Here is a 26,342-nt window from a genome sequence, read left to right as displayed (position 1 = left end):
TGCGTCCATCGTTACAGCATTTTTCTTCCTTACGCCAAACTATTCGGTAGCCATTTTTACAGTGTTCATTATGCTTATGCTGGCAAATGGTTTTGCAGTGCTTCTCGAAACATTTTTTCTTTTTGCAGCCGCAATCATGATGGCAAGTATGATGTTTACACTTGTCATATCTGCATCTACAATCATGATGGCAAGCGGGATGATTGCATCTGTCCTGTTTATTTCTGCAATCATAATGGCAATCATGGGGCTTGCACTTTTCCTGTCTACATCGATCATACTGGTAACTATGATGATTGTACTGGTCCTGCATATATCCATCATGATGATAGTAGTCATTCTGATTATATCCATCATGATGATAGTAGTCATTCTGATTATATCTATAACCACTATGATAAATTGTTCTTCCTTCAGAATGCCAGGATGAACTCAACGTAATCCACTCCTTTCTTGATAGATTACTATATCTTTATTCAAATTTATTTTTGTTGCTTGTGTAATTATCTATTAAACAATTTATTATTTTTACCATCTTTACAAATCTGCCCCGTCTGCCGAGGAAGAAAAAAGAGCTGCCAGCCCTACTGATCTGCAACTCTTTCACTCGTTTAAATTAAGTACAGAGGAGATTGGAAGCAACCTGCTCGTTAGTGCCAAAAGTTACTTCATATACCTTACAACTAAGAAATAACACCTTTCTCTTGTAAGACTTGCTTGTGTAGCCACATATTCCAATGGCTCCATCGAACCGCCTTTGTATTTTAGAGAAGATTTTTTCGCAGCTTCATCTCTTTGTTGGATCCAGCTCCGCTGTTCTTCTCTTAATTGGTCCATCTGCCCCTTATCAAGCTGCACTTCCAGCAGACCATAAATTTTGTTTAACTCCTCATCCCAGGTTCTATATCTTTCCGTCTCTTGCTCCACCAATTCTGCCGTGGTTGTCTTGGCTTCTGCGTATCTGTCCGCTTCTTCCATTTTTTTTAGTTTCTTGAGATATTCATCCTTATTACTTTCATGATTTTCAATTTGATCATTAGTGGACTCAACTGACTCTCCTTCATTTGAGGCTGCAGATGAATTTTCTGTATCTTCTTGTTCATTGAGCTGTGTGTTGTCACTGCTGCCAAAAGAGTTTTCTGCCTCATTTCCCTCTGAATCTGTAGAATTCCTATCAGTTGGGCCGCCATCTTCATTTTGAGCCGAGTTGTCACTAGCTGGCTGGCTGCTCGATTCTTCAGATGAGTTTTCACAAGCAGCCAGTACACCTAATAATGCTATTGTTAGCAGTACCGCCAAAAACTTCTTGTTTTTTTCCATTTTCACACTTCCTTTTTATATTTATTAACGAAATTTACACTTTTCACTTTTTGAACAAATCCTTCAGTATTGAGTATTAAAAGATGATCTGTGTCTTCGAAAATAAATATTTCTGTGCTCATTCCTTCCAAACTTATCTTACCATTTTCCATATAGAAAATTATCCCAATTCCAAATTTTCCTGTTTTTCAGCGAAGAAAAAAAGAGCTCCTCGTGGGAACTCGAGCATATTGCTATTCCTCTACATTTAATTTCCCTCCTTTCACAAACCAGGCAAGTGCCTTCTGCTCCATTTCCTTCACAAATGTCTTTTTTGCTTGGCTATACTCACTTGTGTAATCAAACCTTTTTGCTAATTCTTCCTTGTATTTAGTGTACCTTGTTGCTTCAGCAGGATGGGACCGAAGATAATCCCTAAATATAAGGTGCCGTTCTATTTGGGGGTTATCAAATTGGTAGAAATGCAAATGATGAGATCTGTTTTCTCCGCCTTTCCGAAATACCCTTCTTCCTGTAATCCCCCATTCACCAGCAGCCTCATATCCCAGTTTTTTCATCTCTTCTTTAAATTTGTCTATCTTTTCGATATCCTTCACAATACACATCATATCGATTACAGGCTTTGCCTTCATCCCCCGAACCGCAGTACTGCCAAAATGTTCACATTTTATAATGTCATCTTTAAAGATTGTTTTGAGAAATTGTGCCTCTTGTCTATACATGAGAGCCCAATTATCGCTAAATTCCGTAAGCCGAATCTTCATTGGAGACCTCCATTATGAAACTTACATTGGGTAATTCATCCATAATTAGTTGCTGCTAGAAACCTAACGCCTCACCGATTCCTGCCCATCAAACTACTTTCTGTATCTAACTATAATTAATTGATTTACAATCCTAATATCATATGTAAATCATCCACTGTATTTGTTGCTTCCCGGCTGTTTTTTTAATTCATTCCAGGCTTTAATGGCAGCTTCTCGATTACCGCCTTTGTTTTTTGGGTCTGCAAAATAATCTCGGGTGAATTGATTATATTCGAATTGTGACCCTATTTGTTTTTTATAATTCGGATCCTTTTTTCTTTCTTCCTCTTCATACCAAGCATGAACAACATCACGATATGTTTTTCCAGCATTTTCTTTAAAATAATTTTGAATGTAAGTCGAAAAATGAAATTTAGGGATAACTGATTTGAAGAAGGCTCTTACGGTCTGGGTGCAGCGGTGATTTTCTGTGATGACAGTATTTAAATTTAATTCTGACAAAACTTCTTTAGAAGGAGATTTTTTTTCTTTGCTGGTTTGTGTATTTCTCCTGTCTGAATAAATACTGCTATTCTATCCGTAATCTCCATTTTAGAGCCAGCAGCACTCATTCCGGTCTCTCTGCAAAAAACTTGCAGCTCTTCTTTTAACCAATAATAGCTGAGGAACTCTTGTACATCCAAATCCCTTTTTAGTCCCGGCCTCAAGTATTCTACCTCCATTTTTAAGATAAAAATATTATAAAACATATGTTCGCAAATGTAAATTTTACCAGTATATCTTTGCTCTTCCAATCTTTTTAGATATTCCTATTTCTTACAGCCTATTATATTGCCACCCAAATGATTTGTGATATAACAAGATTAGAAGATTTTTAGAAAGAAGGATGTGTTACAGGTTGAACGACCGTCATCATCTAATACTTTGGATTATGATCATCCTGGTGCCGATCATTGTTTTTATGAATACGAACAATTGGGAAAATGCATTTCTGACTTTTTTGGGAGGAGTGATTTTTTATCTTGTTTACGGATTGTTTTGGTTTCGCCGGGATCAGAAAAGGCAAGTGGATTCCGAAATCTGGGTGATCAGCAAACTTGCAGATGAGCAATTAGAGGATTTCACCGTTTCTTTATTATCCAAACTTGGTTATATAGTTAAAAAACCGATTGATGAAAATCCGGATATTAGTTTTTTACTGGCTTCCCCAACTGGCAATCAAGCGATTGTAAAAATCAAAAGCCATAAAAGAGAGGTCGGAATACGCCTAGTCCAAAAAACTTTAAGACAAATGGATAATTATGACGCTGCTGAATGCTGGGTCATCACAAATGAGCGTTTCACCAGTCAAGCAATTGAATTTGCCGAAGCAAACAATATGCGCTTATATGACAGGGAACAGTTCATTAAATGGATTCTAAAAGCGAAAAAAGGGGAAAAAGTACGGGAGCAGCATTCTTGATGTTCTTGAAAATCCTTCATTCCTTTACTATCATGAGTGCCTATCTTTCACAAATTAAATATCCCAATTTCTCAGTAAGAAATTGGGATTCTATTGTTAATGAAGAATATAACTATACTACTATTTCAATTCACCTATATGAATCATGTATCGGCTGAAACAAGTCTTCCGCTGCATTTCTGACAACTGAAAAATGTTCCACATTGTAATGGCCGTGAAGAGTATCATTATGATGCTTGATAATTTGTTCTGCACTTAAGGCATCGCTGTCCGTTGTTGAATGTCCATCACCTACTAATGTGACATCCAATCCACTAATAGTTGCGGTTCTAACTGCACTGTCTATACAGTGCTGGGTTTTACACCCCATTATAACAACATGCTTGACCTTTTGGGATTTAAGTTGATCCAGCAATCCTGTTCCATGAAAGGAATTTGTTGCAGCTTTATCAAAGAACTTTGTTTCCGCAGGCACATTAATTTTTTCGTGAACCTGAAATCCTTTGCCTTTCCCTTCAGCAACATCTAAATCCCTGACAAAGACAACTGGAACATTGGATTGCTCTGCCTTTTCAATCACTAAATTGATATTCCCAATAAGCTGCTCTTTATTAAAAACTTTACTTTCTTTTATATTCCCATCAATTAACTCTTGTTGGGCATCAATAATTAATAAGGTTTGATTCAAATGATTTTCCCCTTTCAATACCTCTAAAGTTAGTTTAGATCAGTTCCCCTTAGTATTTTCACGCCAATATAATTGATTGTCATAATATCAGCCTCCTAAATTAAAAACGTTATCCAAATTTTTAGACATTTTAGATTTTAACATACTAATCAGTTTAATAAAATATGTAAAGCTCCTTATTTAAATGCTTTACTGTGAAACCTGGACGTTCATTAAATCATCTTTAAGAAAAAAGTCCGCCTGAGTGAGGCGGACCTAAAAATAAATGACCCTGAAAGATCACGTAATATTTCACATTCACAGTTTAATAAGCTCGCGCAAACCAAACCGTATGTTTCGCTTCTTTACCACAATGGATGCATGTGTGCTTAGTTGCCGGCGGATTGAACGGAATGTTCCTTGTTGTGAATTTTGTTTTTTCTTTTACACTTTCTTCACAGGCGTCTTCTCCGCACCAGCCAGCTAATATCCAGCCAGGAATCGTTTCATTTAATTCGGATTCTGCTATGTGCTGTTCTAACTGGTCCATTGTATCAATATGTGTGTGCGAATTCTCCGAGCGGAACGCTTTTGCTTTATCGAATAAACGAGTCTGCATGGTTTCAAGCTCTTTTTTAATGCTGTCAATAATGGATTCAAGCGGTACCGCAACCTTGTCCCCAAGATCACGGGCCTTCATTAAGCATTGATTTTGATCTAAATCACGTGGACCAAGTTCTATGCGGACAGGTACGCCTTTCAATTCCCACTCATTAAATTTAAAGCCTGGTGATTGATCGGAATCATCTAGACGGACGCGGATTCCTTCAGCCTTTAATGCGGCAAAGATTTCATCTAACTTCTCCATAATGGCCGGGTTCTTTTTCCATGGCCCGACTGGAATCAGCACAACTTGAGCCGGTGCTATTTTTGGAGGCAGCACAAGGCCTTGCTCATCTCCATGAACCATGATGACGGAGCCAATAAGCCGTGTAGACGTACCCCAGGATGTTGTATGGACAAAGGTGTGCTTATTTTCTTTATTCAAATATTTGATATCGAAAGCTTCCGCAAATTTTGTACCTAAGTAGTGTGAGGTTCCTGCCTGCACAGCCTTTCCATCTTTCATCATCGCTTCAATGGAGAATGTATCTACAGCGCCGGCAAAACGTTCTGATGGTGTCTTTTGGCCATCATAAACCGGAATCGCAAGTAATCCTTCTACAACTTCTTTATAAATGGCCAGCATTTGCATGGTTTCCTTACGCGCATCTTCCTCATCCACATGAGCCGTGTGGCCTTCCTGCCATAAAAATTCAGAAGTGCGGATGAATGGAAGAGTTTTCTTCTCCCAGCGGAATACATTTGCCCATTGATTTATTAATACAGGCAGATCCCGATAACTTTTAATCCAATCTGAATACAAATGTCCAATCATTGTTTCAGAAGTGGGGCGCAGTGCCAGACGTTCTTCCAATTTCTCTCCTGCCGCTTCCGTTATCCATGGAAGCTCTGGCGAGAATCCTTCAATATGATCCTTTTCCTTCTGAAAGAAGGATTCCGGAATTAACATCGGGAAATATGCATTGCGGTGACCGGTTTCTTTAAAACGCTTATCCATCTCTTCCTGAATATGTTCCCATATTTCATAGCCATCCGGCTTAAAGGCAATACAGCCGCGAACAGGTGTGTAATCAAATAAATCGGCTTTTTGTATCGTATCAAGATACCATTTTGAAAAGTTGTTTGGTTTTTGTTGAGACATCTTCTTTTCCTCCTTGGAAAATGAAATTTCTTTAAAAAATAAAAAAGCATAAAGAGTCCATCAAAAGGACGTCTTTACGCTAATAGACGTGGTACCACCTTAGTTCAACTTTAATCAAAATTAAAGTCCTCTAAACGTTTGTAACGAAACGACCCGGTTAGCTTTACTAACATCTCCGTGGCAGGGTTCAATAAGGAGGGGTGATATAGCTTTCAGCCCAGGCTATATTTTCTGTTTCACAATCCTTATCTACTTGATCACATCATTGATTCCATATATATAAGTTAATATATCAACTTGTCACAGGCAATTCAATATTTACAAAATTTTATTTTCCATTTTTAACAGCCTTACCAGAAAGGCTGTAAAGCAGTTTAGTCAAAAAACCTCAGCTGATCAATTTTAAATGTTATAATAAACAAGTATGTTAACTATATATTTTTAAGGTTAACATTTTAACGTAATCGAACAAGTTAAATTGGGGTGATCTTATGTATAAGCTGCGCGGCCATCATCTTTTTTGCCTTCTGGGATATCGGGGAATGGGCTATTCCCAGGAATACGTGGAAAATATGACACGTTTGCATCAAGCCTTAAGAGACAACCCCAGGACATGGATACAGCTTGTAAAAGGGCCGGATCAACTGTGTGAAAAGTATCCCAACTCAGGTGAATACCACTGTGAACACCACGATATTTATGAAAGAGATTCTATTATTTTAGAAAAAATAGGACTTAAAATCGGGCAAATCCTGTATTGGAAGGACATTGAAGCGAACATCCAAAAGTACGCTCTTCCCTCAGATATACATACTGTTTGCGAAACGTGTTCCTGGCGTTCATATGGCGTTTGTGAGGAAGGTATTCAAGATATTCTTGCAGGGAAGGGCCTAAAGGAAGTAAAGTAACCCTCCCCTGTTAAATGCCCATTCTTAAACATGCTTGGGAACTGTTTTATATCTGGCAACAACCTGAATTATTATCCCGTTCATACAGGTATTAGTCCAGTCCTTTCAGAATATATGTAGGTAAAACAGGTAATGGAGGAACTAACATGGCATTTGCGGCTATTTTGACTGTTGGACGGCTGAAGCACTCAGAGGAACATCCTGCCTCCCGGGAGTTTTTTGAAGCGGGAAATGAAGTCATGCGAGAGGCTGCTAAAACAGGGCACCTCATAAAAGAATTCTCACCAAATAGAGCGAAGTTCCCTGAAGAAACGATCAAAGGAGAGGGTACCCCCATTCTCACCTTAACAGTATGGAAAAACCTTCAATCTTTATATCAGTTTACCTATTCCGGCCTGCATAGGCAGGCATTGCAGGACAGGAATAAGTGGTTTGGGCCTCTTCCAGAGAGACAGCCAAATTATGTGGTGTGGTGGACGGATATGTTATCGGATGTATCCTGGAAGGAAGCTTTTAAAAGATATGATTATTATATCCAGCATGGGCCTGATTCTTTTGCATTTGACTTTAGACATGCATTTGATCAATTTGGGGATCCGATCCTGCTTAAATAGCTGGGGTTAATTCTCCTGCACTGCGTTTTTCCTATCAGCACGTTACTGCGGCCTCACCTTATACATTAAATGAATTTCATTAGCCATATAATCGGAACTAAAATGAAGTCCCTTCTTTAGCCACCACATGATGATGCCTACCAATGAGGCTGTTTTAATATCAATAGAAACATATTCGTCCGGCAATTCCTTCTGTGTATTCTTTCTTCTTATTTCTACTAACTGTTTTAATAATACGAATAGTTTTTCCTCGAATTGATTCATCTTGAATAAGATCAGCAAATACTTTCTATGGATATATAAATAATCAAGCAATTGGGTCAGCTGCTGCTTTTCTGATAGATCTTCCGATTGTATCAATGCTGCGATTTTATCTGATAGCCCGCTTAAAATTTCATTGATAATTTGCGTTAGAAAATCTTGAATATCCTGATAGTGCAAGTAAAATGTTGTCCGATTTAATCCTGCTTTGGCCGCAACTTTCTGAACGGTCAGTTTAGAAATATCGGATTCCTCTGATAGCAGAGAAAATGCTGCTGTTTTGAACATTTCCTTTGAACGGATTGCACGGGGATCTTTCTTTTTCGGCGCAGACATTCTAACCCTCCTTTATAGATTTTCATGGACTTTCTCAACAGTCCCTATTCGTCCTGTCGATTAGTGAACACACACAAGAAAACTGTTCATGGTCAAGAATAGATGCTTTTGTTACTATGAATTTTATCGACAACATGTTGAGAATACAAGTTCAGAACGAAGGAGTTTATGAATGAACAAGGAAATAACAGAAAGCAATAAAAAAATATTATTATTGGTCCTGATTTCGGGCTGTTTCTTATCAACCTTAAATCAGACTTTATTAAATGTGGCATTGAGCAGTTTCATGGAGGAATTCAACGTAAAAGCAGCAACGGTCCAATGGTTATCAACCGGATTTATGCTTGTAAATGGGGTATTAGTCCCCATCACAGCATTTCTGATGCAGCGGTTTACAACAAGGCAGCTGTTTATTAGTTCTATGTTCTTTTTGCTGATTGGGTCTGTCATCAGCGCCTTTGCGATGAACTTTGGCACACTGCTGACGGGAAGAATGATTCAGGCAATTGGCGCCGGAATCATCATGCCTTTGATGATGACCGTCATTTTATATTTATATCCCGCTGAACAGCGCGGAAGTGTGATGGGGAAAATTGGCTTTGCAGTGATCTTTGCACCCGCCATCGCTCCAACCCTGTCCGGTCTTATTATTGAATTTGTTTCTTGGAGATGGCTGTTTATTGGGTTACTCCCCTTTTTACTCATCGTCATCGCTCTAGCCTTCAAATATTTAACGAATGTCTCAGAAACAAAGAAAGCGAGATTGGAACTCCCAAGTGTTATTTTGTCCACGATTGGCTTTGGTTGCATTTTATTCGGATTTAGTACTGCGGGAAGCAAAGGGTGGCAAAATCCTATAGTCCTTACAACGATCATTGCAGGAGTATTCTTTACAGCTCTATTCTGCTTGCGGCAGATGAAATCAAAGGAGCCATTACTAAATTTATCTGTATTTAAGTATAAAATCTTCACTCTCACATCGCTTATCAATGTCCTGATTACGATGATTATGTATGCAGATTTAATCCTTTTGCCCATTTACCTGCAGGATGGCCGCGGGTTCACGGCTTTTGAAGCAGGATTGCTTTTATTGCCCGGAGCTATCATCAACGCTTTCTTATCGCCGGTTACTGGCAGAATGTATGATAAATACGGTGCTAAACCACTCTTTATTACAGGTTTAGTATTTGTCAGTATTTCCATGTGGGGAGTAATCGATTTGAACGAATCAACTACTTTTATGTATTTAATGGTCCGCACCATTATTTTGAGAATAGGACTAAGCTTTATTACTATGCCTTTAAATACAGAAGGATTGAATGCTTTGCCAAGAGAGCTGGGATCACACGGCTCAGCGGTTAACAACACCATTCGCCAATTGGCAGGAGCGATTGGAACTGCAGTTGTCATCACTTTATATACGATTCAGGCAACTTCCTATGCTTCGGAACTCTCAGAAAACATGACAGCGGACAAACTGGCAAGCTTAGCTTCTATTTTTGGTTCAAGTTCTGCCTATGTCTTTATGTTAGTCCTATCCCTTGCAACACTGATTTTAGTTTTCTTTGCGCCTAAAAAATCACCAAAAAACACCCATGATAAAGGATTGGCCCAACAAAGCCAGAGTTAATAACGCGAGCATGCCTGAGATTTCTTGGGTATGCTTTGCTATTTCCCCCTTTGAAAAAAGGGTGCTTAAACGCAGCCCCTTGAAGTTTAGTCTGTATAATTGGACCCTTCTTCCAAAAGTAAATCTGCCAGACCCTCTTCTGATACTACGTTAATGCCATTCCTTTTAAGCAAAGCCGACGTAACTCCATCTCCAGGAATTTTGTTTCCCTTGAACTCGCCGTTATAAATCATGGAACTTCCACAGGATGGACTATATTCTTTTAGCACTACTGCAGTAACTTGCAGCTCTTGGGCTTTTCTTAACGTGATATAAGCTCCTTCTATGTACAAATCTGTAACATCTCTCCCTGATTTTTCAATTACTTTAGCTTTGCCATCAAGAACAGCTGCTCCGTCACCATCTATTATCTCAGCAGGTTCTCTTGGTGTTGAAAAACCTCCGAGCAACTCAGGGCAAACAGTAATTGCCTGCTGCTGGTCCAGCATTTGACGGATCTTTTGATTTAAGCAATGAGTGCCGTTATATCTTACTTCCAACCCTGCTAAACAAGAACTGACTAATATCATTCGTGACACCTCAATCTAAAAGTTATTCTTCCAATAAAGAAGAGTCCTTGATTATCTAACTGTTTGGACTTTATTGCATTGATTGTCTTATTAACTATTCACACATCGCAAATTGCCTCCGCATATTCCCCCAAAACTGATGCTTTTTTCAATATATTTGTACACTCATAAAGACAGGGAATTACCGGTTCTTCTTAACCAAATCTATTAAATAGTAAAGCTGTGAAATTAAAAACGATAGCAGTAATATAATTATTGTTCCAAATGTATAAACTGCTTCTTCTGCCGGATTGCCTCCACCCATGAATACTGAACCAATTATAAAAAAGAGTAAGACACTTACGATGGCAATAAGAAAAACATACTAATATACTTTGACATACCATCCCCCATTACATCTATTTATATCTTAATTTCATTCGTTTTTTCTTTAATTTTTCCTTCTTTCATTGCTTTGGTATGCTTTTTATTTGTTCTTAAACAAATTTTTAATTGCCAATAAGAAAAGTTTAAGTTAAAGAAAACAGAAAAGGAACGGAAGAATCCATTCCTTCATGGTTTTTATTTAGTAAATTTCGGTTTAAAATCACCCTTATAAGGTTCATGTTCAACAAACACAGTTATATCTTTGCCATCTTTGTCTTTACCCGTTCTTTTATACGTAAATTTATTCTTATTAAGTTCAGTAAGCTCAAGCGCTGCACCATACTTATTAGCTCCAATTGAAACATGGGCTCTTATTTTATTTTCGTTCATAATATCGAAGTAGCCAAAATCACCGCGGCTTTTTCCTGTTTCAAGATTGAAAAATTCATATCTATTCGTCTTGCCATCAAATTTTGCAAGACTTATAAACATCGTATTATACTTTGTTACATCATTTCCGTCTTCATCTAATACCTTTGTTCCATTCCAGAGGGTATTGCCTAAAATTTTATCTCCATCGATGTCTTTAACAATATCACCCGTAACAGTGTCCAGCTGCTTGTTGGGATCAGTAAAAGAAAGCTCATTTTCTTTATATGGAATATGTTCAACAAATACCTCTACGTCGTTGCCTTTAGCATCTTTTCCCATTCTTTTATAAGTAAAAATATCTTTATTTATTTTTGTCATTTCGACAACAGCTTGATAATTCATTGATTCTGAAATTAATATTCTTTTCTTCCCATCATTGGTAATAAAGAAAGTTACCTTATCGCCGCGGCTTTCGCCTGTCTTCGCATCGAAAAATTCATATCTTCCTGATTTCCCTTCATATTTTGCAAGACCAATGAAATTTGCATTCTCTTTTGTTAAGTCGTTCTTATTTTTGTCATACACTCTTGTACCTTGCCAATTTGTGCTGCTGAGAATGTTACCCATTTCCTGTCCTTTGGTTAATTGATCCTTTTTAGTCTCTTTAACCGCTTGTTCTTGCTTCTGCTTACTATGATTTTCCTGGGCGTTTGCACCAGCGCTGCACCCCGTTGCTACTAATGTAAATCCAATAAGTATGGATGTTATTGCCTTTGCTTTTTTGTTCATTTTTATCGTCTCCTCATTCTCATTTTGGGTGGATCTTAATAATTACAAGCCTATTTTGCTCCTGCTGTTAACAAAATCTGTTCAATCTCTTTAAATCCTTTCTCACGGGCATGCTGCAATGGAGTAACATTATTTCTATCCGCAATATTCACATCTGCCCCGTAATCGATTAGCAATTGCACAGTTTGCTGCTGAATTACATTTCCATCATTCAAAATAATTGCTTCTAATAATGCTGTCCAGCCGAGGTCATTCACATAATTTACATCAATATCAGTCTTGGTGAGAAGTTCCTTGATGGCATCTATATGACCATGTTCTGCAGCAGGGATCAATGCAGTGCCGCCATAACGGTTAACTATCGCCGGATCTGCACCTGCTTCGATGGTAAGCTTAAGAATTTCAATGTATCCTTCTGCACCTGCATATAGGAAAGGGTTGTTGTTCATGTTATCCTGAATGTTGACGTCAGCCCCCGCTTTAATCAGGATTTTGGCGGTTTCGACATCATTATTGTAAGCTGCAATCATAGTAGCAGTTTGCCCGTCTGAGCCCTTTTTATTTAGATCAGCACCGTCCTCAATCAATCTCTTTATTGTTTTTGTATCACTGCGCTCTGCAGCTTGAAGCAATGATTCACTCATATCCATATCTTCCCTTACCTCATTTGCCCGTGTTTTTGTCTCTGCATTATTATCCGGGACACAGCCTTGAAGGAGGATCACGCCTCCAATCACTAGTGTTAACCACCCCCGCATCTGCTTCACCTGCCTATCCTCTTTAAATAAAATGACTCAGACTAGTTACTGCATCTATAATGTTAGTGCCAAAATATGAACTCCCTCTAAAAAAACTCTTAAAGAAAGATAAACTTAATCTTAAAATTTCTTCATATATATAAAAAAATAACCGTCACCTTTGTGACGGATATAATGAAACATAAATTAATTTAAACATTGAATCGATAACCTGCTCCCCAAACGGTTTCCAGGAATTTCGGCTGTGCAGGGTCTCCTTCAATTTTCCCTCGTATTTTTCTGATATGAACGGTGACTGTTGAAACATCTGCAGCTGACTCCAGCCCCCAAATCTTTTCATAAAGCTGTTCTTTGCTCAATACTTGATTTGGATGCATGACAAGAAATACTAATAAATCAAATTCCTTTGTCGTAAACGGTGTTTCTTCTTGGTCAATATAAACTTTACGTGCTGACTTATCAATTGTTATTCCATGTACGAAAATCGTATTTGTTTGAGTCTGTTTTCCTGCTAAACGTTCATATCGCTCTATATGTGCTTTTACCCTGGCTACCAGTTCACCCGGACTAAAAGGCTTGGTAATATAATCGTCTGCCCCTAAACCGAGACCACGAATTTTATCGATATCCTCCTTTTTGGCTGACACAAACAAGATAGGAATGTTTTTAACTGCGCGTATTTGTTTACATATCTCAAACCCATTTACTCCTGGAAGCATGATGTCCAAAATAATTAAATCATAGTGCCCTTGAAGAGCATGCTGGAGTCCTTCATCACCGGAATGTTGAATATCGACCCGAAACTTATTTATTTCTAAATAATCTCTTTGCAATTCTGCAATACTAATGTCATCTTCAATAAGCAATATTTTTTTCATATTGTTTCACCTTTCTTTAGGGAAAAGAATACACTTGTACCTTTACCTATCTCGCTTGAAGCCCAGATTTCCCCTCTATGCTCCAAAATTATTTGTTTCGCGATCGCAAGTCCTAAGCCGCTTCCGCCTGTCGCGGAACTTCTCGATTGTTCTGCACGGTAAAAACGTTCAAAAATATTTGGCAAGGCAGCAGGCTCTATCCCTTGCCCATTGTCTTCTACTTTAACAATTACATCGCCTAATCGTTCATGAAGTGAAATAGAAATCTTCTTCTTGTCTTTGTTCATATATTTAACACAATTGCTTATTAAATTGGACAGTACTCGTTTCAATTTCTCTCTATCGACTTTCACGTAGATCGGTTTATTCAAAAGATGAAGCTTCATATGGATTCCTTGCTGAAGTAAGTCCAAATAAAGTTCTTCTGCATAGTCTTTCATATATTCATCCAGGTCGACCGTTTCAAAATGGAACGGTTCTTTTTTCAAATCCAGCTTGGAAAATAAGAAAAGCTCATCAATTAATGAATCCATGTCTTTTGCTTTAAAATAAACAGTCGATAAATACTTTTCCATTTTCTGAGGGGTATTGGCTACACCATCTTTAATCCCCTCAATATATCCAATAATCGAAGTGATAGGTGTCTTCAAATCATGGGAAATATTGGACAGAAGCTCTTTCCGATTTTCTTCATACCTGAGCTGGAGATTTATCGATTCTTTTAGTTTTATTCTCATTTCCTCAAACGCTCTATTTAATTGTCCGATTTCATCATTTGAAATGGCCCCGATTTCAAAATTTAAATCTCCTGATTTTATTCTTTCAGCACCTTCTTTAAGAACTGAGATAGGTTTAATAATGCTTCGCGATACTAAGTAATTTAATATACCGATAATCATAATAAACAGAAACAGTAAGAGACCTGATAAAATAGGAAACAATTCTCTGATGAGCTCAGCATAGGAGCTGGCCTTTCTTAATACGAAAACACTTCCTTCACTTTTATCCGGAAAATAAAAATCAAACTTTACATAGGTAAAAAAATAGTCGTTGAGTTTAATCGTATCTCGAGTATTGATGTTTGTTTCTTCAAAACCTGGAAGGGATTTAACCAATGCCTGTTTGTTAAGAGCATGGGAAGCGTACTCAATTTTTGTGCCCTTTCTAACAACAATATCGATATCCTCTTTCTCAATCTTTTTAAGCTCCTTTTGATTTAGGAGCTGTTTCGGATTATTTTTAGCAAAAAGCTTTAAATCGAGAAATACACTTTCTTCAACTGTTGTCAAAGGTTTTTGTATATACGTTTTTTTGTAAAGATGCTCTATAGATCCTACATCACCTGTTATGGCAAAAATTATTAAAAAACCTGCTGCCAATAATAAAGTGATCGAAAAAAGAATCACTCCAATATAAGACAGCAGAAACCTCATTTTAATGGACATCTGTTTCACTCACTCTGTTATAAAATTTTCATCAGATCATACCTTATTCTTAGCATTCAAGTTAATTTTATAAACCTATTATCCAGATTAAGAAATTAAAAGAACTATATCACATAAATCTTAAAACTTTCTAAAATATGTATGAAATATTTCTAAACAGCTTAGCAAAAGTGATTAATCTCCAAAGAACTATGCCCGAAATGTTTTTCCCAGATGTTCGCCTAGTCCATAGTAGTGTCTGAAATTATAAATGAGGGGACTCCATTCATGAGGATTCACATGATGATCATCCTTAAGGATGGATGCATGCGCATGGACCTTTAATGCCGTCACTTCCACGATGGCAAAGTGAGGGTCATGTTCCGGGACTCGAATGTGCTCCACCCTGCTCTCGATCTGAAGTGGACATTCCAGGATTCTAAAGGGCTTTACAATTTCTGCTTCCTGCTTCGTAAGGGAGGCTGCTGAGAATTTATCTTTTTCAAAACGGAATGAATTGATCCGTTTATATTCCGGTAATGGGTTCTTGCCTGTCAGTGGCGCTAATGCTTCTACATTCTCCCAAAGGCCAGGGCCAGGAACGTTTACGACACATTCGGGATGATTGCGAAGATTTTCCAAAGCCTTTCCCCCTTCCCCGATGCCTAGGACAATGCATTCCCCTAATGCCCATGACGAGGATAAGGGGCTGATGTTGGATGTTCCATCTTCATTAAGTGTTGTTAACAAAATCACTGGCGTTCCATAGTATAAGATTTTAGGCTGGATTGATTTGGTGATTATTTGGTTTTCTTCCTTTTTCATTGCAGTTTCCTCCTGAACTTTTTTACAAATATCATTGTAAGGGGTAAATATTTCAATTATCATCGAAATATGGATTACATGGAGGAATAAAATATGAATATGAATTCAAATGTAGCAAAAGTCGCTTCTCTGGTCAGTGAACCAAGTCGAGCAGCCATACTGACCGCCTTATTGGATGGCCGGTATCACACTGTAAATGAATTGGCCCATATGGCACGGATTAAACCGCAAACGGCCAGCTTTCATCTCAAAAAAATGCTGGATGCTCAAGTGGTGTCAGCAGAAAAACAGGGAAGGCACCGATATTATGGCATCATGAATCAAGAAGTTGCCCAGGTGATGGAATCCATTCTGTCCATTGCACCTGCTGCAGAAATTAAATCTTTTAAACATGCCTCTGAAGATAAAGCGATCCGCCTTGCCAGGACGTGCTATGATCATCTCGCTGGAAATTTAGGAGTGCAAATAACTGAATCGCTAAAAAGAAAAGGATTTATTGCTGAAGAAAATGACACATACAGTGTTACGGAAGAAGGAATAGCATTCTTTCACTCTATACAAATTGACCTGACCTCTTTGAAAAAGAAGCGTCGTTCTTTTTCCCATAAATGTCTCGACTGGAGCGAAAGACGCCATCATCTTGCAGGTGCATTGGGGAATGCCATCCTGGAAAAATTCCTGGAGCGAAATTGGATACAGCGCATTCCCAAAACACGTGCCATCCAAATAACCCCTCAGGGAATGAAGGGCTTCAAGGAAATCTTTGCTATTGATATGGATAGGATAGGATAAATAAGAATGGTTCCCACACGTTCTAGGTGTGGAACCATTCGCAGTCCTATTATCATACTCATAATTTACAGCAGCTGCGTTTCTTTTTAGCCGGACAATGATTTAACAGCCAAGCCACTTAAGATTGTAAGCAACAATTCTTAAGATTGCCCCCACACCTGCACCAAACGCCAACCTAAACATTTCCATATTTCTTTTGTATTCACTTGATTTTTATCCTTTTCACCCAAGATCAGCACCACCAAATAAGGGCAGTAAAAAAATTATAAGCCAAGCTCCTCTTTAACAAGAAGACCTTGTTTTTAAATGGCTCTGGCTTTCATAACAAAACGATGCTGCTTCACATCAAAAAAGCCTTTAAAGAGAAGTGTTTTATGTATTTCATACAAACTCTCTTAATACTTTTCATATTAAACCCTGTTTCAACTTGCCAAGGTATCGCGTTTAGATAATATACTAATGCACCAATATCGTAAAATTGCTGAATGGAGAATTCTTCAGTGCTATTCAATACTTCAAATTGGTTCCTCCCAAGTTTCTGTACGGCTCCCGTCAGATTCCCTTTTCCAAATTCATGATATACTGCTGGTCCAATAAATTTATCTAAACCCCCTGCCAAAAATTGTCTGAACATCATTTCAATATTCTTTTTATCCAATTGGTACATCATTCTTTTTTAAATAAGCATACTTCAGCAGGAAAAATAAAGAGGGCAAGCTTTGATTAATTCTCTCAAAACTCGCCCTCTATTTATGCTACATCTCTAAATCCGTAAATGCATACGGCAATAAATCCATTAATGTCAGTTCTAATATTTCTTTTTTCTCATTTGTTAAATAAACCGGCATTCCCGGCAGACAGAACTCCGCTAAAACTTGTCTGCAGATGCTGCAAGGCGGAAGAAAATCTGCCGTATCTCCTGCTATAGCTATAGCTTGGAAATCACCTTTTTTGTAACCATTCGCAATTGCAGTGAAAATAGCTGTTCTCTCGGCACAATTCGTCGCACCAAACGATACATTTTCCACATTCACTCCATTAATGACAGTGCCGTCTTTCAGTAATAAAGCGGCTCCAACCGGAAATTTGGAATACGGAGCATAAGCTCTTTCCCTCATACTGCGTGCACTTTCCATCAATTGCTCTTTATTCATAGTTACCCATCCTTTTCAAAGAAGAATGAACTTTTCACAGTCCCCTTAGGCCAATGTAAAATTGGCAGGATTTTTATCATATATTTTTTTGAAATGTTTGTCAATATCGGCAAAGCCTTGAAGGTATTGGAGTTTTCACTAAGTAACTAGACCATAATGAATCATGTAACTTACTCAATTCCAATTTTACTATTATATATATCTTCTATTATGCCAAATTCGAGGACAGGCACTGTTATTCACTTCCTGACTTTCGACTGCACCTTAGAATAAAAGCTGTCCGAAACTGCCCTAGTTCAAACACCTTTGCTCGCTTTTCCTCCTCCTTTGTCCGAAGTTGCACCTAGTTCAGACTCTTTTGCTCACTTTTTCCATTCCTCTGTCCAAAGTTGCATCAAGTTCAGACTCTTCTGCTCGCTTTTCCTCTTCCTTTGTCCCAAGTTGCAGCTAATTCAAACACCTTTCCCATACAACCTTCTCCTCCTTTAGCCCCAAAAGTAATTGCCCACGCCCTTTGGGTTTTACACAATTTTTTTATAGGGGTAGAATTGTTGTGCACTGAGATTCTGAATATATTTAACCGATTATTCACAAAATCTTAGGAAGACGAGCAGATTGGACTGAAAAGCATGTGGAAAATTTACAAAATGGATATTAGAAGTATTTTTACTAATTGGGTTGCAGCAGTATTAATCGGAGGCTTGACGTTACTGCCTTCTTTATATGCCTGGTTTAACATCGAAGCTTCTTGGGATCCCTATAGCCAAACAGATCAGCTTCCCGTTGGGATCGTAAATGAAGATGCTGGGGCTGTGGTCCGGGATAAGGACATACATATTGGTGATGACATCGTCAAGGAATTGAAGAAGAACGATGATATGGACTGGCACTTTGATGACCGAAAAGATGCTATGGATAAGGTGGAATACGGCGACTATTTTGCCGTCATTGTGATTCCGGAAAATTTCTCTCAGAAGCTGGGAACCGTCATTGAAGATCAGCCCGAAAAAGCGAAAATTGAGTATTATGTGAATGAAAAAATTAATGCCATTGCACCTAAAATCACTGAAAAAGGTGCAGGCGGGATTGTCGATACGATTACGAGCAATTTCATCTCAACCGTGAACGGCACTATTTTTGAGAAGTTTAATGAATTGGGTCTGGAGATTGAGAAAGACCTTCCAGATATAAAGCGGTTCGAAGAGTATGTTTTTCAAATGGAGGAAAAGCTTCCTGAAATCCATTCCTTATTAAGCAGCTCCCTGTCAGATGCAGAAAATGCCCAAAAAATGATTGATAAGGCACAAGCACTCGTTCCTGATGCCAAACGCGCAACAGGCAACGGTCTGCAGACCATTAATGAAACGATGAAATTTATAAATGAGGCTGAGAATCGCCTGAATGCAATGGAGCCCCAGATTCAGGAGAATCTGGAGAAGGTCCAGAATATGGCGGTAAAGGTGAACGATTTTATCACTTCGGTTCAATCCTCTGATTTGAACCTGGACCAGGGAAAGGAAATTAGTAATCAAATCAATGGGCAGATAGCGGGTTCGCTTCAGAATATCGAAACAATCGAAACAGCACTAAAGCAGCTGCAGGAATCCAATAAGGAACAAGGCACAAGCCAGAATCAGGAACAAATCAATCAGGCTCTGGAACAATTAGCTTTATTAAAACAGGAGCTGCAGGCAATCCAGGAAAACGGACAAAAGGTCAATGCCTTTCTTTCAGACAAGCAGCAGGAAGCGGATGATTTAATCACCCGGCTTCAGGAAAATTCAGCTGCAACTGCAGGCAGGATTGACGCATTCGTTAAAGAATATAATGAAAACATCCGGCCAGCCATCAACCAGGAAGTGGCCAGCGCCAAGGAAACATTGAGCAATGCCAGGAATATCCTGACTGAAATACAATCTGCCATGCCTGAAATCGAAAAAATCCTTGCTAATACAGAGGGGAACTTAGGTGAAGGAGAAAAAACGCTTAAGCACATTATTGGAGAGTTTCCATATGTAAGCGAAAAGATTAATCAATTAGCCGATCGGATTCGGGACATTCAGGGCGAGACAGACATCAGCGAGATCATTGAGCTGCTGCAAAATGACCCCGAAGCAGAGAAGGGTTTCTTCGAGGAACCTGTTCAGCTCAATAAAAACAGCCTATTCCCAATCCAAAATTACGGAACAGGCATGACTCCTTTTTATACCGTACTTGCGATATGGGTAGGTGCCCTTCTATTAATTTCCCTTTTAGCTACAGATGTCCATCATCCTGAAGACTTTACTGGAAAACAAATTTATTACGGCAAACTGCTCACCTTCCTAAGCATTGGATTTGCTCAAACCCTTGTAGTGACAATAGGGGATATCATCATTCTGGGAGTGGATGTGGCGGCACCTATGTGGTTTATCCTGTTTGGACTGATAAGCAGTTTAGTGTTTATATTAATTGTTTATACATTAGTATCTGTATTTGGCGATGTCGGAAAGGCCATGGCGATTGTCTTGCTGGTGCTTCAGATAGCGGGTGCAGGCGGAACCTATCCGACCGCCTTGCTTCCGGAATTTTTCCAAACCATCCACCCCTTCCTGCCCTTCTCTTATGCCATTGATCTAATGAGAGAAGCTGTTGGAGGCATTGTTTGGGAGAGAGTATACAGAGACCTCCTGGTCCTGACGCTATTCGGTATCATTGCACTATTAATTGGAACCTTCCTAAAAGAGCCATTAAGCAGAAAAACAAAAGCGCTGATGAAAAAATCGAAGGAATCGGGATTGTTTCATTAGAGTCTAAAAGTTTTATTAACTCTCTTGACCTTTTCCAAATTGTGTATTAAAATCAGTAAAAATATCAATATGAGCTATGAAAAGGACACGAATCTTTCTTTGTTTTCTTTCCAGAGATCAGGGCCTCCGGCTGTAAGCCCTGAAGAATTGGGATTGGTTTACCGCCTTGGAGCTATTATGGGGAAATGATCTAATCAGAGTATCTATAATCGGGAAATCCGTTATCTTTTTGAGCATAAAGCAGTCTTTCGGCATGCTTTATGGAATTAGGGTGGCACCACGACCGCACTCGTCCCTTTTGCTGGGATGGGTGCGTTTTTTATTTATTTAAAACTATATAGTTAGCGTTGATAAGGACATGAATCTTTCTTTATTTTCTTTTCATAGATCAGGGTCACCGGCTGCAAGCCCTGAAGAAATGGAATGGTTTACCGCCTTGGAGCTATTATGGGGAAATGATCTCGATCAGAGTATCCATAATCGGAGAATCCGTTATCTTTTTGAGCATAAAGCAGTCTTTCCAAATGCTTTATGGAATTAGGGTGGAACCACGGCCGCACTCGTCCCTTTTACTGGGATGAGTGCGGCTATTTATTTTTATTAAAACTATATAGTTAGCGTTGATAAGGACATGAATCTTTCTTTATTTTCTTTCCAGAGATCAGGGTCACCGGCTGCAAGCCCTGAAGAAATGGGAATGATTTACCGCCTTGGAGCTATTATGGGGAATGATTTAGATCAGAGTATCCATAATCGGGGAATCCGTTATCTTTTTGAGCATAAAACAGTCTTTCGATTGCTTTGTGAAATTAGGGTGGCACCACGACCACACTCGTCCCTATGTTTGGGAGGAGTGTGGTCTTTTTTTATAACTAATAATCAGGAGGAATTGAAATGGAAGCAGAAAAAATAAATCATAGAAAGTTAGGTCAAGAGCTGGAACTTTTCACATCCATGGAGGAAGCCCCGGGAATGCCTTTTTTCCTGCCAAATGGAATGGTGATGCGAAATGAACTTGAAAGTTACTGGAGAAGAAAACACCACCGTGCAGGCTATCAGGAAATTAAGACACCGATTATGATGAAACAGGAACTTTGGGAACAATCCGGCCATTGGGATCATTATCATGAAAATATGTATTTCTCAAATGTGGATGAACAAAATTATGCGATAAAGCCCATGAACTGCCCGGGTGCGATATTGGTTTTCAACAGCAAACGGAGAAGCTACCGGGAATTGCCTCTCCGCTATGCGGAACTGGGATTAGTCCATAGACACGAACTCTCAGGTTCTTTAAATGGATTGTTAAGAGTTCGGTCGTTCACTCAAGATGATGCCCATTTATTTGTGAGGTCTGATCAGATTGAAGCCGAGATTGATAAAATACTTGTCCTAATTGATGAGTTCTACTCCCATTTTGGTTTTGACTATAAAGTTGAACTTTCAACACGCCCAGAGGAATACATGGGATCACAGGAAATGTGGGAACGTGCTGAAGGGGCCTTGGAATCTGTTTTGAAAAACCAAGGAGTTAACTACCAGATTAATCCTGGTGATGGGGCGTTTTACGGGCCGAAAATTGATTTTCATATATTGGATTCTCTCGGCAGAAGCTGGCAATGCGGTACTGTCCAGCTGGATTTTCAAATGCCGCAAAAGTTTAATTGTGCTTATGTTGGTGAAGATAACAAACTTCATCTTCCCATTATGATTCATAGGGCCATCTTTGGTTCCGTTGAACGATTCATGGCCATTCTAATTGAGCACTTCGCAGGGGATTTTCCAGTGTGGCTGTCACCGGTTCAAGCAAAAATCATTCCCATCTCAGATGCCCATGCAGAATATGCAGAATATGTGAAATCACAATTGGAAGAAGCAGGAATCCGTGCGGAAGCCGACTTCAGAACAGAGAAAATGGGACTCAAGATCAGGGAAGCCGAAAAACAGAGAGTTCCCTGCATGCTGGTGATTGGTGATAAAGAAATGGAGCAGCAATCCCTGTCACTGAGAAAACGTAAAGTGGGAAATATCGATGTGATGAGCATTGAGGAAGTAATTGAGCATTTTATTAATGAAATAAACGGCGGCAGGTAAATCTTTCAAGCTCAGAAGGAATCTATTCCTTTTGGGCTTTCTTATTCTTTTACAAAATCTCTCCGAATTTTCTCCTATTAATCATATCCTAATTTTCAAAATAATTTTACTATTTAAATGTAATAATTTTACACTTGGGAGAGGATTTTTTTGAAAACCACGGCAAATGAGAAAGCCATTATTAATGAGACAACAATCAATTCACCACTGAATCTGGTATGGCTCGCTTAGACAATCTCAGATAGGGTATCTGAATGGTTTGCACCTGAAGCGAAAATAGAAGCTAAGGAAGGCGGAGCTTATGAGCTTTATTTTATTCCCGGCAATAGTACGGGCATGAGCACGAAGGGCTGCAAAATCAATAAGCTTATTACTGAAAATGGGCTTGAGTTCACCTGGAAAGGCCCAGACCAATTTGAGGATTTAATGAATAACGAGGATGAATTAACAACTGTACATGTAAGTTTCCAGGCAATCAATGAAGATTCAGCAAAAGTGGTCGTTGAACATAGGGGATTTAAGGATCATGATGATTGGATTGAAGCGATTAACTGGCATCAAATGGCTTGGTCAGGTGTACTGGACAGTTTAAAATCAGCTCTTGAAAAGGGCGAAGGAAATCTCTGCTGCCATCCTTAAAAGCAATTACCTGCTGACACTATCTTTTAAAACAGATAGGTGATGTTCGGTTTCTTCCAAATAATCCCTCTTTGGTATCTTTGCTTACATATATATGTTACAATGAAACATGAACCAAATCCTTAGGGTCAACTTGACTATTCTTAGTCACCCCTTCGAAAGGGGGATAAAAATTGGAGAAAATAAGCGTATTCCTGGATGATTATCGGAAAGCGCCTGATGGTCATGTATTAGTTGAGACCATCGATGAGTGTATCCATTTGCTTCAGACCTTTGAAATTGACCACTTGTCTTTAGACCATGATTTAGTTAGCAAATCGAGAAATGGTCTTATGCTTGTTCATATAATGGTTCAAAAACAGTTATTTGCGAATCGCATAACTGTTCACTCTGCCAATTCAACAGGCGGGAAAGCTATGTATCATTATTTAAAACAAGCACAGCAGGATTTTGAAATGCCCACTGACATAAAAGTCATCTTAAGACCACTGCCCCTAAGCTTCATTCCGCCAAATCAACTGCAAAAGCAGTAGAATTCATTGACCATTACCTATTCCCCTTGATCACAGGAAATTTAAATATCACCAGTGTATGGGGAGCAGAGCTTTTTAACTGCTTCCTTTTTTCATGTCCTTAAAAATTATAAGAAGAATTGGAACTAGGCAAAAATAACTCCGCTCCTCCATATAGAGGAGCGGAGTTAGCTTTAAAATCTTACTTCTATTCGTTCAAATATGCCCAGGCATATTGTGCATATAGCTCTGCGCCTGTCGATAAGGCGTCTTCGTCAATATTGAATTTGCCGTGGTGATGAGCCCATTCGGTGTCTTTCTCTGGATTGCCGCTGCCGACGAGGGCGAAGCTGCCAGGCGCTTTGTCCAGGTAAAAACTGAAATCCTCCGCACCCATTGTTGGTTTTTCATTGTATAGGAGATCTTCCCCGAAAGCTTCAGAAGCAACTTTTTGTACAAGGTTTGCACTGTATTCCTCATTAATTACCGCTTGGGAACCCCGGATGTATTCCACTTTTGCACTAGCACCATAGATCGATGCCGTCTTCTCAGCATAATTCTCAAGCTGTTTTTCAATATGATCCCTAGTTTCTGGATCGAAGCAGCGGACTGTTCCCTCGATGACTGCATTTTCAGCGATAATGTTGAACCTTGTGCCCACCGTCATTTTTCCAATGGTGAGTACGGCAGGAAGCTGGGCATCAATGGTTCTGGACACAACACTCTGCACATTCATCACAAAGGAAGATGCCACTATAGCGGCATCAATGCAATCATGCGGCATCGCCCCATGCCCGCCTTTCCCTTTGAATGTCACCTTGAATATATCAGCTGATGCGAAGGATGGGCCGGGTGTACAGGACACTTTATGTGTCGGCATTTGCGACCAGATGTGAATGCCAAAGACATTGTCCACACCTTCCATCGCTCCCTGTTCCACCATCATCTTCGCACCTTCCGCTACTTCTTCCGCTGGCTGGAACAGAAGACGGACATTCCCCGGCAATTCTTCTTTTATCTCATTTAATGCCTTGGAGGCAATCAGCAGCATTGCGGTATGGGCATCATGTCCGCATGCATGCATTTTGCCATTTTCCAGAGATGCATAAGGCAGATCCTTATTCAATTCCTCCACCTGCAGCGCATCCATGTCTCCCCTTAAAGCTACGGTCTTTCCAGGCTTCCCGCCTGCTATTTCAGCAATGACACCAGTTGGTTCCGTTCTTTTATAGGGGATGCCCAGACCATCGAGATACTCACAGATATATTGGGTGGTTTTAAATTCCTCCCATGACACCTCTGGTTCACGGTGCAATCTTCTGCGCAGTTCTGTTAATTCATTACTATATGCCCCAATCAATTCCTTTAGTTGGTTATGAATCATCTCTTACTCCCGCCTCCGTTAGCTCTATTGCTGCCTCAAACAGGATTTGGACAGCTTCGGCAATATGCCGGGAATCAGACCATTCTTCCGGACAATGGCTCAGACCGTTTTTACTTGGAATAAACAGCATTCCAGTACGTGTGTAATCAGCGAAAACCATTGCATCGTGTCCGGCGCCGCTATTCATGGGGCATGAAGCGTAACCCAGTTCACTGCTTTTCTCCTTTAACAGACTGACAATCTCTTTATTCATCTCTTTTGGCTGAATATATAAAAGCTGTTCAACGGTTATTTCTACTCCGCTATCACGATATGAATCTGCTAATTCTTTCACTTTTTTAATAATATTCTGGACATGTTCTTCCTTGCCGGAGCGAATATCTACAGAAAAGACCGTTTGGTCCGGAATTACATTGGCTCCATTTGGATATACCTGCAATTGCCCGGTTGTCACTACCGTCCCTTCTCCTTCAGCCGCAGCCAGCCCGGGAAATTGGGCTATCATCCTGGCGGCCGCAACCAGCGCGTCAGAGCGCCTGTCCATTGGAGTGGTCCCGGCATGCCCGGCCTGTCCTTTTACGGTTACCTCCAATTGCGTTAAGCCGACAATCGCTTCGACTACCCCAATTGGGATATTCTTTTCTTCTAAAATAGGTCCCTGTTCAATGTGCAATTCCAGATAAGCCTTTACTGACTGCTGGTCTCTTTCTCTCGGAAGAGATGGATCGAGCCCGATTTTCTCCATGGCTTCAACGGTCGTAATGCCATCTTTATCCCTCAATGATTTAAATTCTTCCTCAGCCAGCAAACCGACCATACCGCGTGAACCCATTAAGCCGCCGCCAAATCTGGAGCCTTCCTCTTCGATAAGGGCGATAACTTCCAAAGGATATTTTGGTGTTAATCCGTTCTCAGTGAAAAGTGCAGCGACTTCAAGTCCTGCTACAACTCCGGCAGGCCCATCATAGGATCCCCCATTCGGGACGGAATCAAAGTGAGAGCCGATCAGAACACTCGGTGCATCTTTTAGGGTCCCTTCAAGCTTTCCAAAGATATTGCCCAATCCATCTTCATGGACAGTCAAGCCCGCTTCCTTCATTTTCCCCTTAATATACTGCCGTGCAAGCAGATCCTCCTGACTATACGTCAGCCTGGTTGTTCCTTTGCCTGGAGTCGCTGTATAAGTGCTTAAGGTGTCAATATGGTTTTCAATTCGTACCTGTACTTTTTCCAGATTCACATTTTTCCCTGTTTGAACTTCACTCAT

24 protein-coding genes, 2 pseudogenes and 3 other annotated features are annotated in these 26,342 nt (G+C 39.5%); of the genes and pseudogenes, 9 read left to right on the top strand and 17 right to left on the bottom strand.

Annotated elements, in window-relative coordinates; translation table 11 throughout:
* Nucleotides 1-39: 39 nt before the first annotated feature.
* The 4 genes and pseudogenes from ACR42H_RS03360 to ACR42H_RS03345 all read right to left on the bottom strand — a co-directional run bounded on the left by ACR42H_RS03360 (nt 40) and on the right by ACR42H_RS03345 (nt 2,794).
* Entirely contained in the window at nt 40-372 is a 333-nt protein-coding gene (locus ACR42H_RS03360) for a hypothetical protein (protein WP_436374717.1), read from the bottom strand.
* A gap of 291 nt (nt 373-663) precedes the next feature.
* Complete coding sequence (locus ACR42H_RS03355; protein ID WP_436374716.1) at nt 664-1,320, bottom strand: lysozyme inhibitor LprI family protein; 657 nt, start codon at nt 1,318-1,320, stop codon at nt 664-666.
* 233 nt (nt 1,321-1,553) lie between these two features.
* Nucleotides 1,554-2,084: a GrpB family protein gene (locus tag ACR42H_RS03350; protein WP_436374715.1), complete on the bottom strand. Its 531-nt coding sequence runs from the start codon at nt 2,082-2,084 to the stop codon at nt 1,554-1,556.
* Between the two features lie 150 nt (nt 2,085-2,234).
* Nucleotides 2,235-2,794 (bottom strand): annotated as a pseudogene (locus ACR42H_RS03345) (DUF6434 domain-containing protein).
* A 191-nt stretch (nt 2,795-2,985) separates the two neighbouring features.
* Between ACR42H_RS03345 and ACR42H_RS03340 the strand changes: the two are divergent.
* Nucleotides 2,986-3,549 (top strand): restriction endonuclease, encoded by a 564-nt coding sequence (locus ACR42H_RS03340; RefSeq protein ID WP_436374714.1) that lies wholly within the window; start codon nt 2,986-2,988, stop codon nt 3,547-3,549.
* 130 nt (nt 3,550-3,679) lie between these two features.
* Here ACR42H_RS03340 and ACR42H_RS03335 read toward each other — a convergent pair whose 3' ends face one another.
* Together ACR42H_RS03335 and proS are read right to left on the bottom strand one after the other, a co-directional pair.
* Complete coding sequence (locus ACR42H_RS03335) at nt 3,680-4,237, bottom strand: cysteine hydrolase family protein (protein ID WP_436376820.1); 558 nt, start codon at nt 4,235-4,237, stop codon at nt 3,680-3,682.
* 304 nt (nt 4,238-4,541) lie between these two features.
* The gene (proS, locus tag ACR42H_RS03330; protein ID WP_113884173.1) at nt 4,542-5,981 is read right to left on the bottom strand and encodes a proline--tRNA ligase; all 1,440 of its coding nucleotides are present in this window, start codon (nt 5,979-5,981) and stop codon (nt 4,542-4,544) included.
* 61 nt (nt 5,982-6,042) lie between these two features.
* Nucleotides 6,043-6,256 (bottom strand) — a binding site (T-box leader).
* Between the two features lie 216 nt (nt 6,257-6,472).
* Here proS and ACR42H_RS03325 point away from each other — a divergent pair.
* Together ACR42H_RS03325 and ACR42H_RS03320 are read left to right on the top strand one after the other, a co-directional pair.
* Entirely contained in the window at nt 6,473-6,889 is a 417-nt protein-coding gene (locus tag ACR42H_RS03325) for a DUF1284 domain-containing protein (protein WP_436374713.1), read from the top strand.
* Between the two features lie 146 nt (nt 6,890-7,035).
* On the top strand, nt 7,036-7,503 hold the full coding sequence (locus ACR42H_RS03320) for a DUF3291 domain-containing protein (RefSeq protein ID WP_436374712.1): 468 nt from the start codon (nt 7,036-7,038) through the stop codon (nt 7,501-7,503).
* Nucleotides 7,504-7,545: 42 nt separating this feature from the next.
* Here the strand turns inward: ACR42H_RS03320 and ACR42H_RS03315 are convergent, their stop codons facing one another.
* On the bottom strand, nt 7,546-8,100 hold the full coding sequence (locus ACR42H_RS03315) for a TetR/AcrR family transcriptional regulator (RefSeq protein ID WP_113884176.1): 555 nt from the start codon (nt 8,098-8,100) through the stop codon (nt 7,546-7,548).
* A gap of 172 nt (nt 8,101-8,272) precedes the next feature.
* Between ACR42H_RS03315 and ACR42H_RS03310 the strand changes: the two genes are divergently transcribed.
* A complete protein-coding gene (locus ACR42H_RS03310) occupies nt 8,273-9,730 on the top strand; it encodes a DHA2 family efflux MFS transporter permease subunit (RefSeq protein WP_436374711.1) in 1,458 nt (485 codons plus the stop codon).
* Nucleotides 9,731-9,816: 86 nt separating this feature from the next.
* On the opposite strand, the gene ACR42H_RS03305 is transcribed toward ACR42H_RS03310, so the two are convergent.
* From ACR42H_RS03305 to ACR42H_RS03280, 6 genes are all read right to left on the bottom strand, one after another.
* Nucleotides 9,817-10,299 carry a DUF523 domain-containing protein gene (locus ACR42H_RS03305; RefSeq protein WP_113884178.1) on the bottom strand — a complete coding sequence of 161 codons (483 nt, stop codon included), beginning with the start codon at nt 10,297-10,299 and terminating at the stop codon, nt 9,817-9,819.
* Nucleotides 10,300-10,860: 561 nt separating this feature from the next.
* Nucleotides 10,861-11,826 (bottom strand): DUF4822 domain-containing protein, encoded by a 966-nt coding sequence (locus tag ACR42H_RS03300; RefSeq protein WP_436374710.1) that lies wholly within the window; start codon nt 11,824-11,826, stop codon nt 10,861-10,863.
* 50 nt (nt 11,827-11,876) lie between these two features.
* Nucleotides 11,877-12,584 carry an ankyrin repeat domain-containing protein gene (locus ACR42H_RS03295; RefSeq protein WP_436376819.1) on the bottom strand — a complete coding sequence of 236 codons (708 nt, stop codon included), beginning with the start codon at nt 12,582-12,584 and terminating at the stop codon, nt 11,877-11,879.
* 191 nt (nt 12,585-12,775) lie between these two features.
* Nucleotides 12,776-13,462, bottom strand: coding sequence for a response regulator transcription factor (locus ACR42H_RS03290; protein ID WP_436374709.1), 687 nt, complete (start codon nt 13,460-13,462; stop codon nt 12,776-12,778).
* On the bottom strand, nt 13,459-14,907 hold the full coding sequence (locus tag ACR42H_RS03285) for an ATP-binding protein (protein ID WP_436374708.1): 1,449 nt from the start codon (nt 14,905-14,907) through the stop codon (nt 13,459-13,461). The genes ACR42H_RS03290 and ACR42H_RS03285 overlap by 4 nt, the downstream gene beginning before the upstream one ends.
* 189 nt (nt 14,908-15,096) lie before the next feature.
* Nucleotides 15,097-15,711: a flavin reductase family protein gene (locus ACR42H_RS03280; RefSeq protein ID WP_436374707.1), complete on the bottom strand. Its 615-nt coding sequence runs from the start codon at nt 15,709-15,711 to the stop codon at nt 15,097-15,099.
* Nucleotides 15,712-15,804: 93 nt separating this feature from the next.
* On the opposite strand from ACR42H_RS03280, the gene ACR42H_RS03275 reads away from it, so the two are divergent.
* A complete protein-coding gene (locus ACR42H_RS03275) occupies nt 15,805-16,503 on the top strand; it encodes an ArsR/SmtB family transcription factor (RefSeq protein ID WP_436374706.1) in 699 nt (232 codons plus the stop codon).
* 340 nt (nt 16,504-16,843) lie between these two features.
* On the opposite strand, the gene ACR42H_RS03270 is transcribed toward ACR42H_RS03275, so the two are convergent.
* Both ACR42H_RS03270 and ACR42H_RS03265 read right to left on the bottom strand, forming a co-directional pair.
* Complete coding sequence (locus ACR42H_RS03270) at nt 16,844-17,161, bottom strand: hypothetical protein (RefSeq protein ID WP_436374705.1); 318 nt, start codon at nt 17,159-17,161, stop codon at nt 16,844-16,846.
* Between the two features lie 97 nt (nt 17,162-17,258).
* Complete coding sequence (locus tag ACR42H_RS03265; protein ID WP_113884185.1) at nt 17,259-17,657, bottom strand: cytidine deaminase; 399 nt, start codon at nt 17,655-17,657, stop codon at nt 17,259-17,261.
* A gap of 629 nt (nt 17,658-18,286) precedes the next feature.
* Between ACR42H_RS03265 and ACR42H_RS03260 the strand changes: the two genes are divergently transcribed.
* From ACR42H_RS03260 to ACR42H_RS03245, 4 genes and pseudogenes are all read left to right on the top strand, one after another.
* Complete coding sequence (locus ACR42H_RS03260) at nt 18,287-20,446, top strand: YhgE/Pip family protein (RefSeq protein WP_436374704.1); 2,160 nt, start codon at nt 18,287-18,289, stop codon at nt 20,444-20,446.
* Nucleotides 20,447-20,513: 67 nt separating this feature from the next.
* Nucleotides 20,514-20,746, top strand: a binding site (T-box leader).
* 311 nt (nt 20,747-21,057) lie between these two features.
* Nucleotides 21,058-21,289: a binding site (T-box leader), on the top strand.
* 51 nt (nt 21,290-21,340) lie between these two features.
* A complete protein-coding gene (gene thrS, locus ACR42H_RS03255; protein WP_436374703.1) occupies nt 21,341-22,540 on the top strand; it encodes a threonine--tRNA ligase in 1,200 nt (399 codons plus the stop codon).
* A gap of 150 nt (nt 22,541-22,690) precedes the next feature.
* Nucleotides 22,691-23,179: pseudogene (locus ACR42H_RS03250) on the top strand (SRPBCC family protein).
* 173 nt (nt 23,180-23,352) lie between these two features.
* Nucleotides 23,353-23,712: a cyclic-phosphate processing receiver domain-containing protein gene (locus ACR42H_RS03245; protein WP_436374702.1), complete on the top strand. Its 360-nt coding sequence runs from the start codon at nt 23,353-23,355 to the stop codon at nt 23,710-23,712.
* A 187-nt stretch (nt 23,713-23,899) separates the two neighbouring features.
* On the opposite strand, the gene ACR42H_RS03240 is transcribed toward ACR42H_RS03245, so the two are convergent.
* Both ACR42H_RS03240 and ACR42H_RS03235 read right to left on the bottom strand, forming a co-directional pair.
* On the bottom strand, nt 23,900-25,075 hold the full coding sequence (locus tag ACR42H_RS03240; RefSeq protein WP_113884189.1) for a M20 family metallopeptidase: 1,176 nt from the start codon (nt 25,073-25,075) through the stop codon (nt 23,900-23,902).
* Nucleotides 25,065-26,342, bottom strand: coding sequence for a Zn-dependent hydrolase (locus tag ACR42H_RS03235; RefSeq protein ID WP_436374701.1), 1,278 nt, complete (start codon nt 26,340-26,342; stop codon nt 25,065-25,067). The genes ACR42H_RS03240 and ACR42H_RS03235 overlap by 11 nt, the downstream gene beginning before the upstream one ends.

The organism is Cytobacillus sp. BC1816 (assembly GCF_051353635.1).
GTDB lineage: Bacteria > Bacillota > Bacilli > Bacillales > Cytobacillaceae > Cytobacillus > Cytobacillus oceanisediminis_C.
Note: the sequence above shows the minus strand (reverse complement) of the source record. Positions and strands in the feature narration are given on the sequence as shown.

What these genes read in the sequence shown, in the direction of transcription:
- ACR42H_RS03360 (WP_436374717.1), bottom strand. Translation starts at nt 372, where the DNA reads ATGACTACTATCATCATGATGGATATAATCAGAATGACTACTATCATC.
- ACR42H_RS03355 (WP_436374716.1), bottom strand. Translation starts at nt 1,320, where the DNA reads ATGGAAAAAAACAAGAAGTTTTTGGCGGTACTGCTAACAATAGCATTA.
- ACR42H_RS03350 (WP_436374715.1), bottom strand. Translation starts at nt 2,084, where the DNA reads ATGAAGATTCGGCTTACGGAATTTAGCGATAATTGGGCTCTCATGTAT.
- proS (WP_113884173.1), bottom strand. Translation starts at nt 5,981, where the DNA reads ATGTCTCAACAAAAACCAAACAACTTTTCAAAATGGTATCTTGATACG.
- ACR42H_RS03325 (WP_436374713.1), top strand. Translation starts at nt 6,473, where the DNA reads ATGTATAAGCTGCGCGGCCATCATCTTTTTTGCCTTCTGGGATATCGG.
- ACR42H_RS03320 (WP_436374712.1), top strand. Translation starts at nt 7,036, where the DNA reads ATGGCATTTGCGGCTATTTTGACTGTTGGACGGCTGAAGCACTCAGAG.
- ACR42H_RS03315 (WP_113884176.1), bottom strand. Translation starts at nt 8,100, where the DNA reads ATGTCTGCGCCGAAAAAGAAAGATCCCCGTGCAATCCGTTCAAAGGAA.
- ACR42H_RS03310 (WP_436374711.1), top strand. Translation starts at nt 8,273, where the DNA reads ATGAACAAGGAAATAACAGAAAGCAATAAAAAAATATTATTATTGGTC.
- ACR42H_RS03305 (WP_113884178.1), bottom strand. Translation starts at nt 10,299, where the DNA reads ATGATATTAGTCAGTTCTTGTTTAGCAGGGTTGGAAGTAAGATATAAC.
- ACR42H_RS03300 (WP_436374710.1), bottom strand. Translation starts at nt 11,826, where the DNA reads ATGAACAAAAAAGCAAAGGCAATAACATCCATACTTATTGGATTTACA.
- ACR42H_RS03295 (WP_436376819.1), bottom strand. Translation starts at nt 12,584, where the DNA reads ATGCGGGGGTGGTTAACACTAGTGATTGGAGGCGTGATCCTCCTTCAA.
- ACR42H_RS03290 (WP_436374709.1), bottom strand. Translation starts at nt 13,462, where the DNA reads ATGAAAAAAATATTGCTTATTGAAGATGACATTAGTATTGCAGAATTG.
- ACR42H_RS03285 (WP_436374708.1), bottom strand. Translation starts at nt 14,907, where the DNA reads ATGTCCATTAAAATGAGGTTTCTGCTGTCTTATATTGGAGTGATTCTT.
- ACR42H_RS03280 (WP_436374707.1), bottom strand. Translation starts at nt 15,711, where the DNA reads ATGAAAAAGGAAGAAAACCAAATAATCACCAAATCAATCCAGCCTAAA.
- ACR42H_RS03275 (WP_436374706.1), top strand. Translation starts at nt 15,805, where the DNA reads ATGAATATGAATTCAAATGTAGCAAAAGTCGCTTCTCTGGTCAGTGAA.
- ACR42H_RS03265 (WP_113884185.1), bottom strand. Translation starts at nt 17,657, where the DNA reads ATGAATAAAGAGCAATTGATGGAAAGTGCACGCAGTATGAGGGAAAGA.
- ACR42H_RS03260 (WP_436374704.1), top strand. Translation starts at nt 18,287, where the DNA reads ATGTGGAAAATTTACAAAATGGATATTAGAAGTATTTTTACTAATTGG.
- thrS (WP_436374703.1), top strand. Translation starts at nt 21,341, where the DNA reads ATGGAAGCAGAAAAAATAAATCATAGAAAGTTAGGTCAAGAGCTGGAA.
- ACR42H_RS03240 (WP_113884189.1), bottom strand. Translation starts at nt 25,075, where the DNA reads ATGATTCATAACCAACTAAAGGAATTGATTGGGGCATATAGTAATGAA.
- ACR42H_RS03235 (WP_436374701.1), bottom strand. Translation starts at nt 26,342, where the DNA reads ATGAGTGAAGTTCAAACAGGGAAAAATGTGAATCTGGAAAAAGTACAG.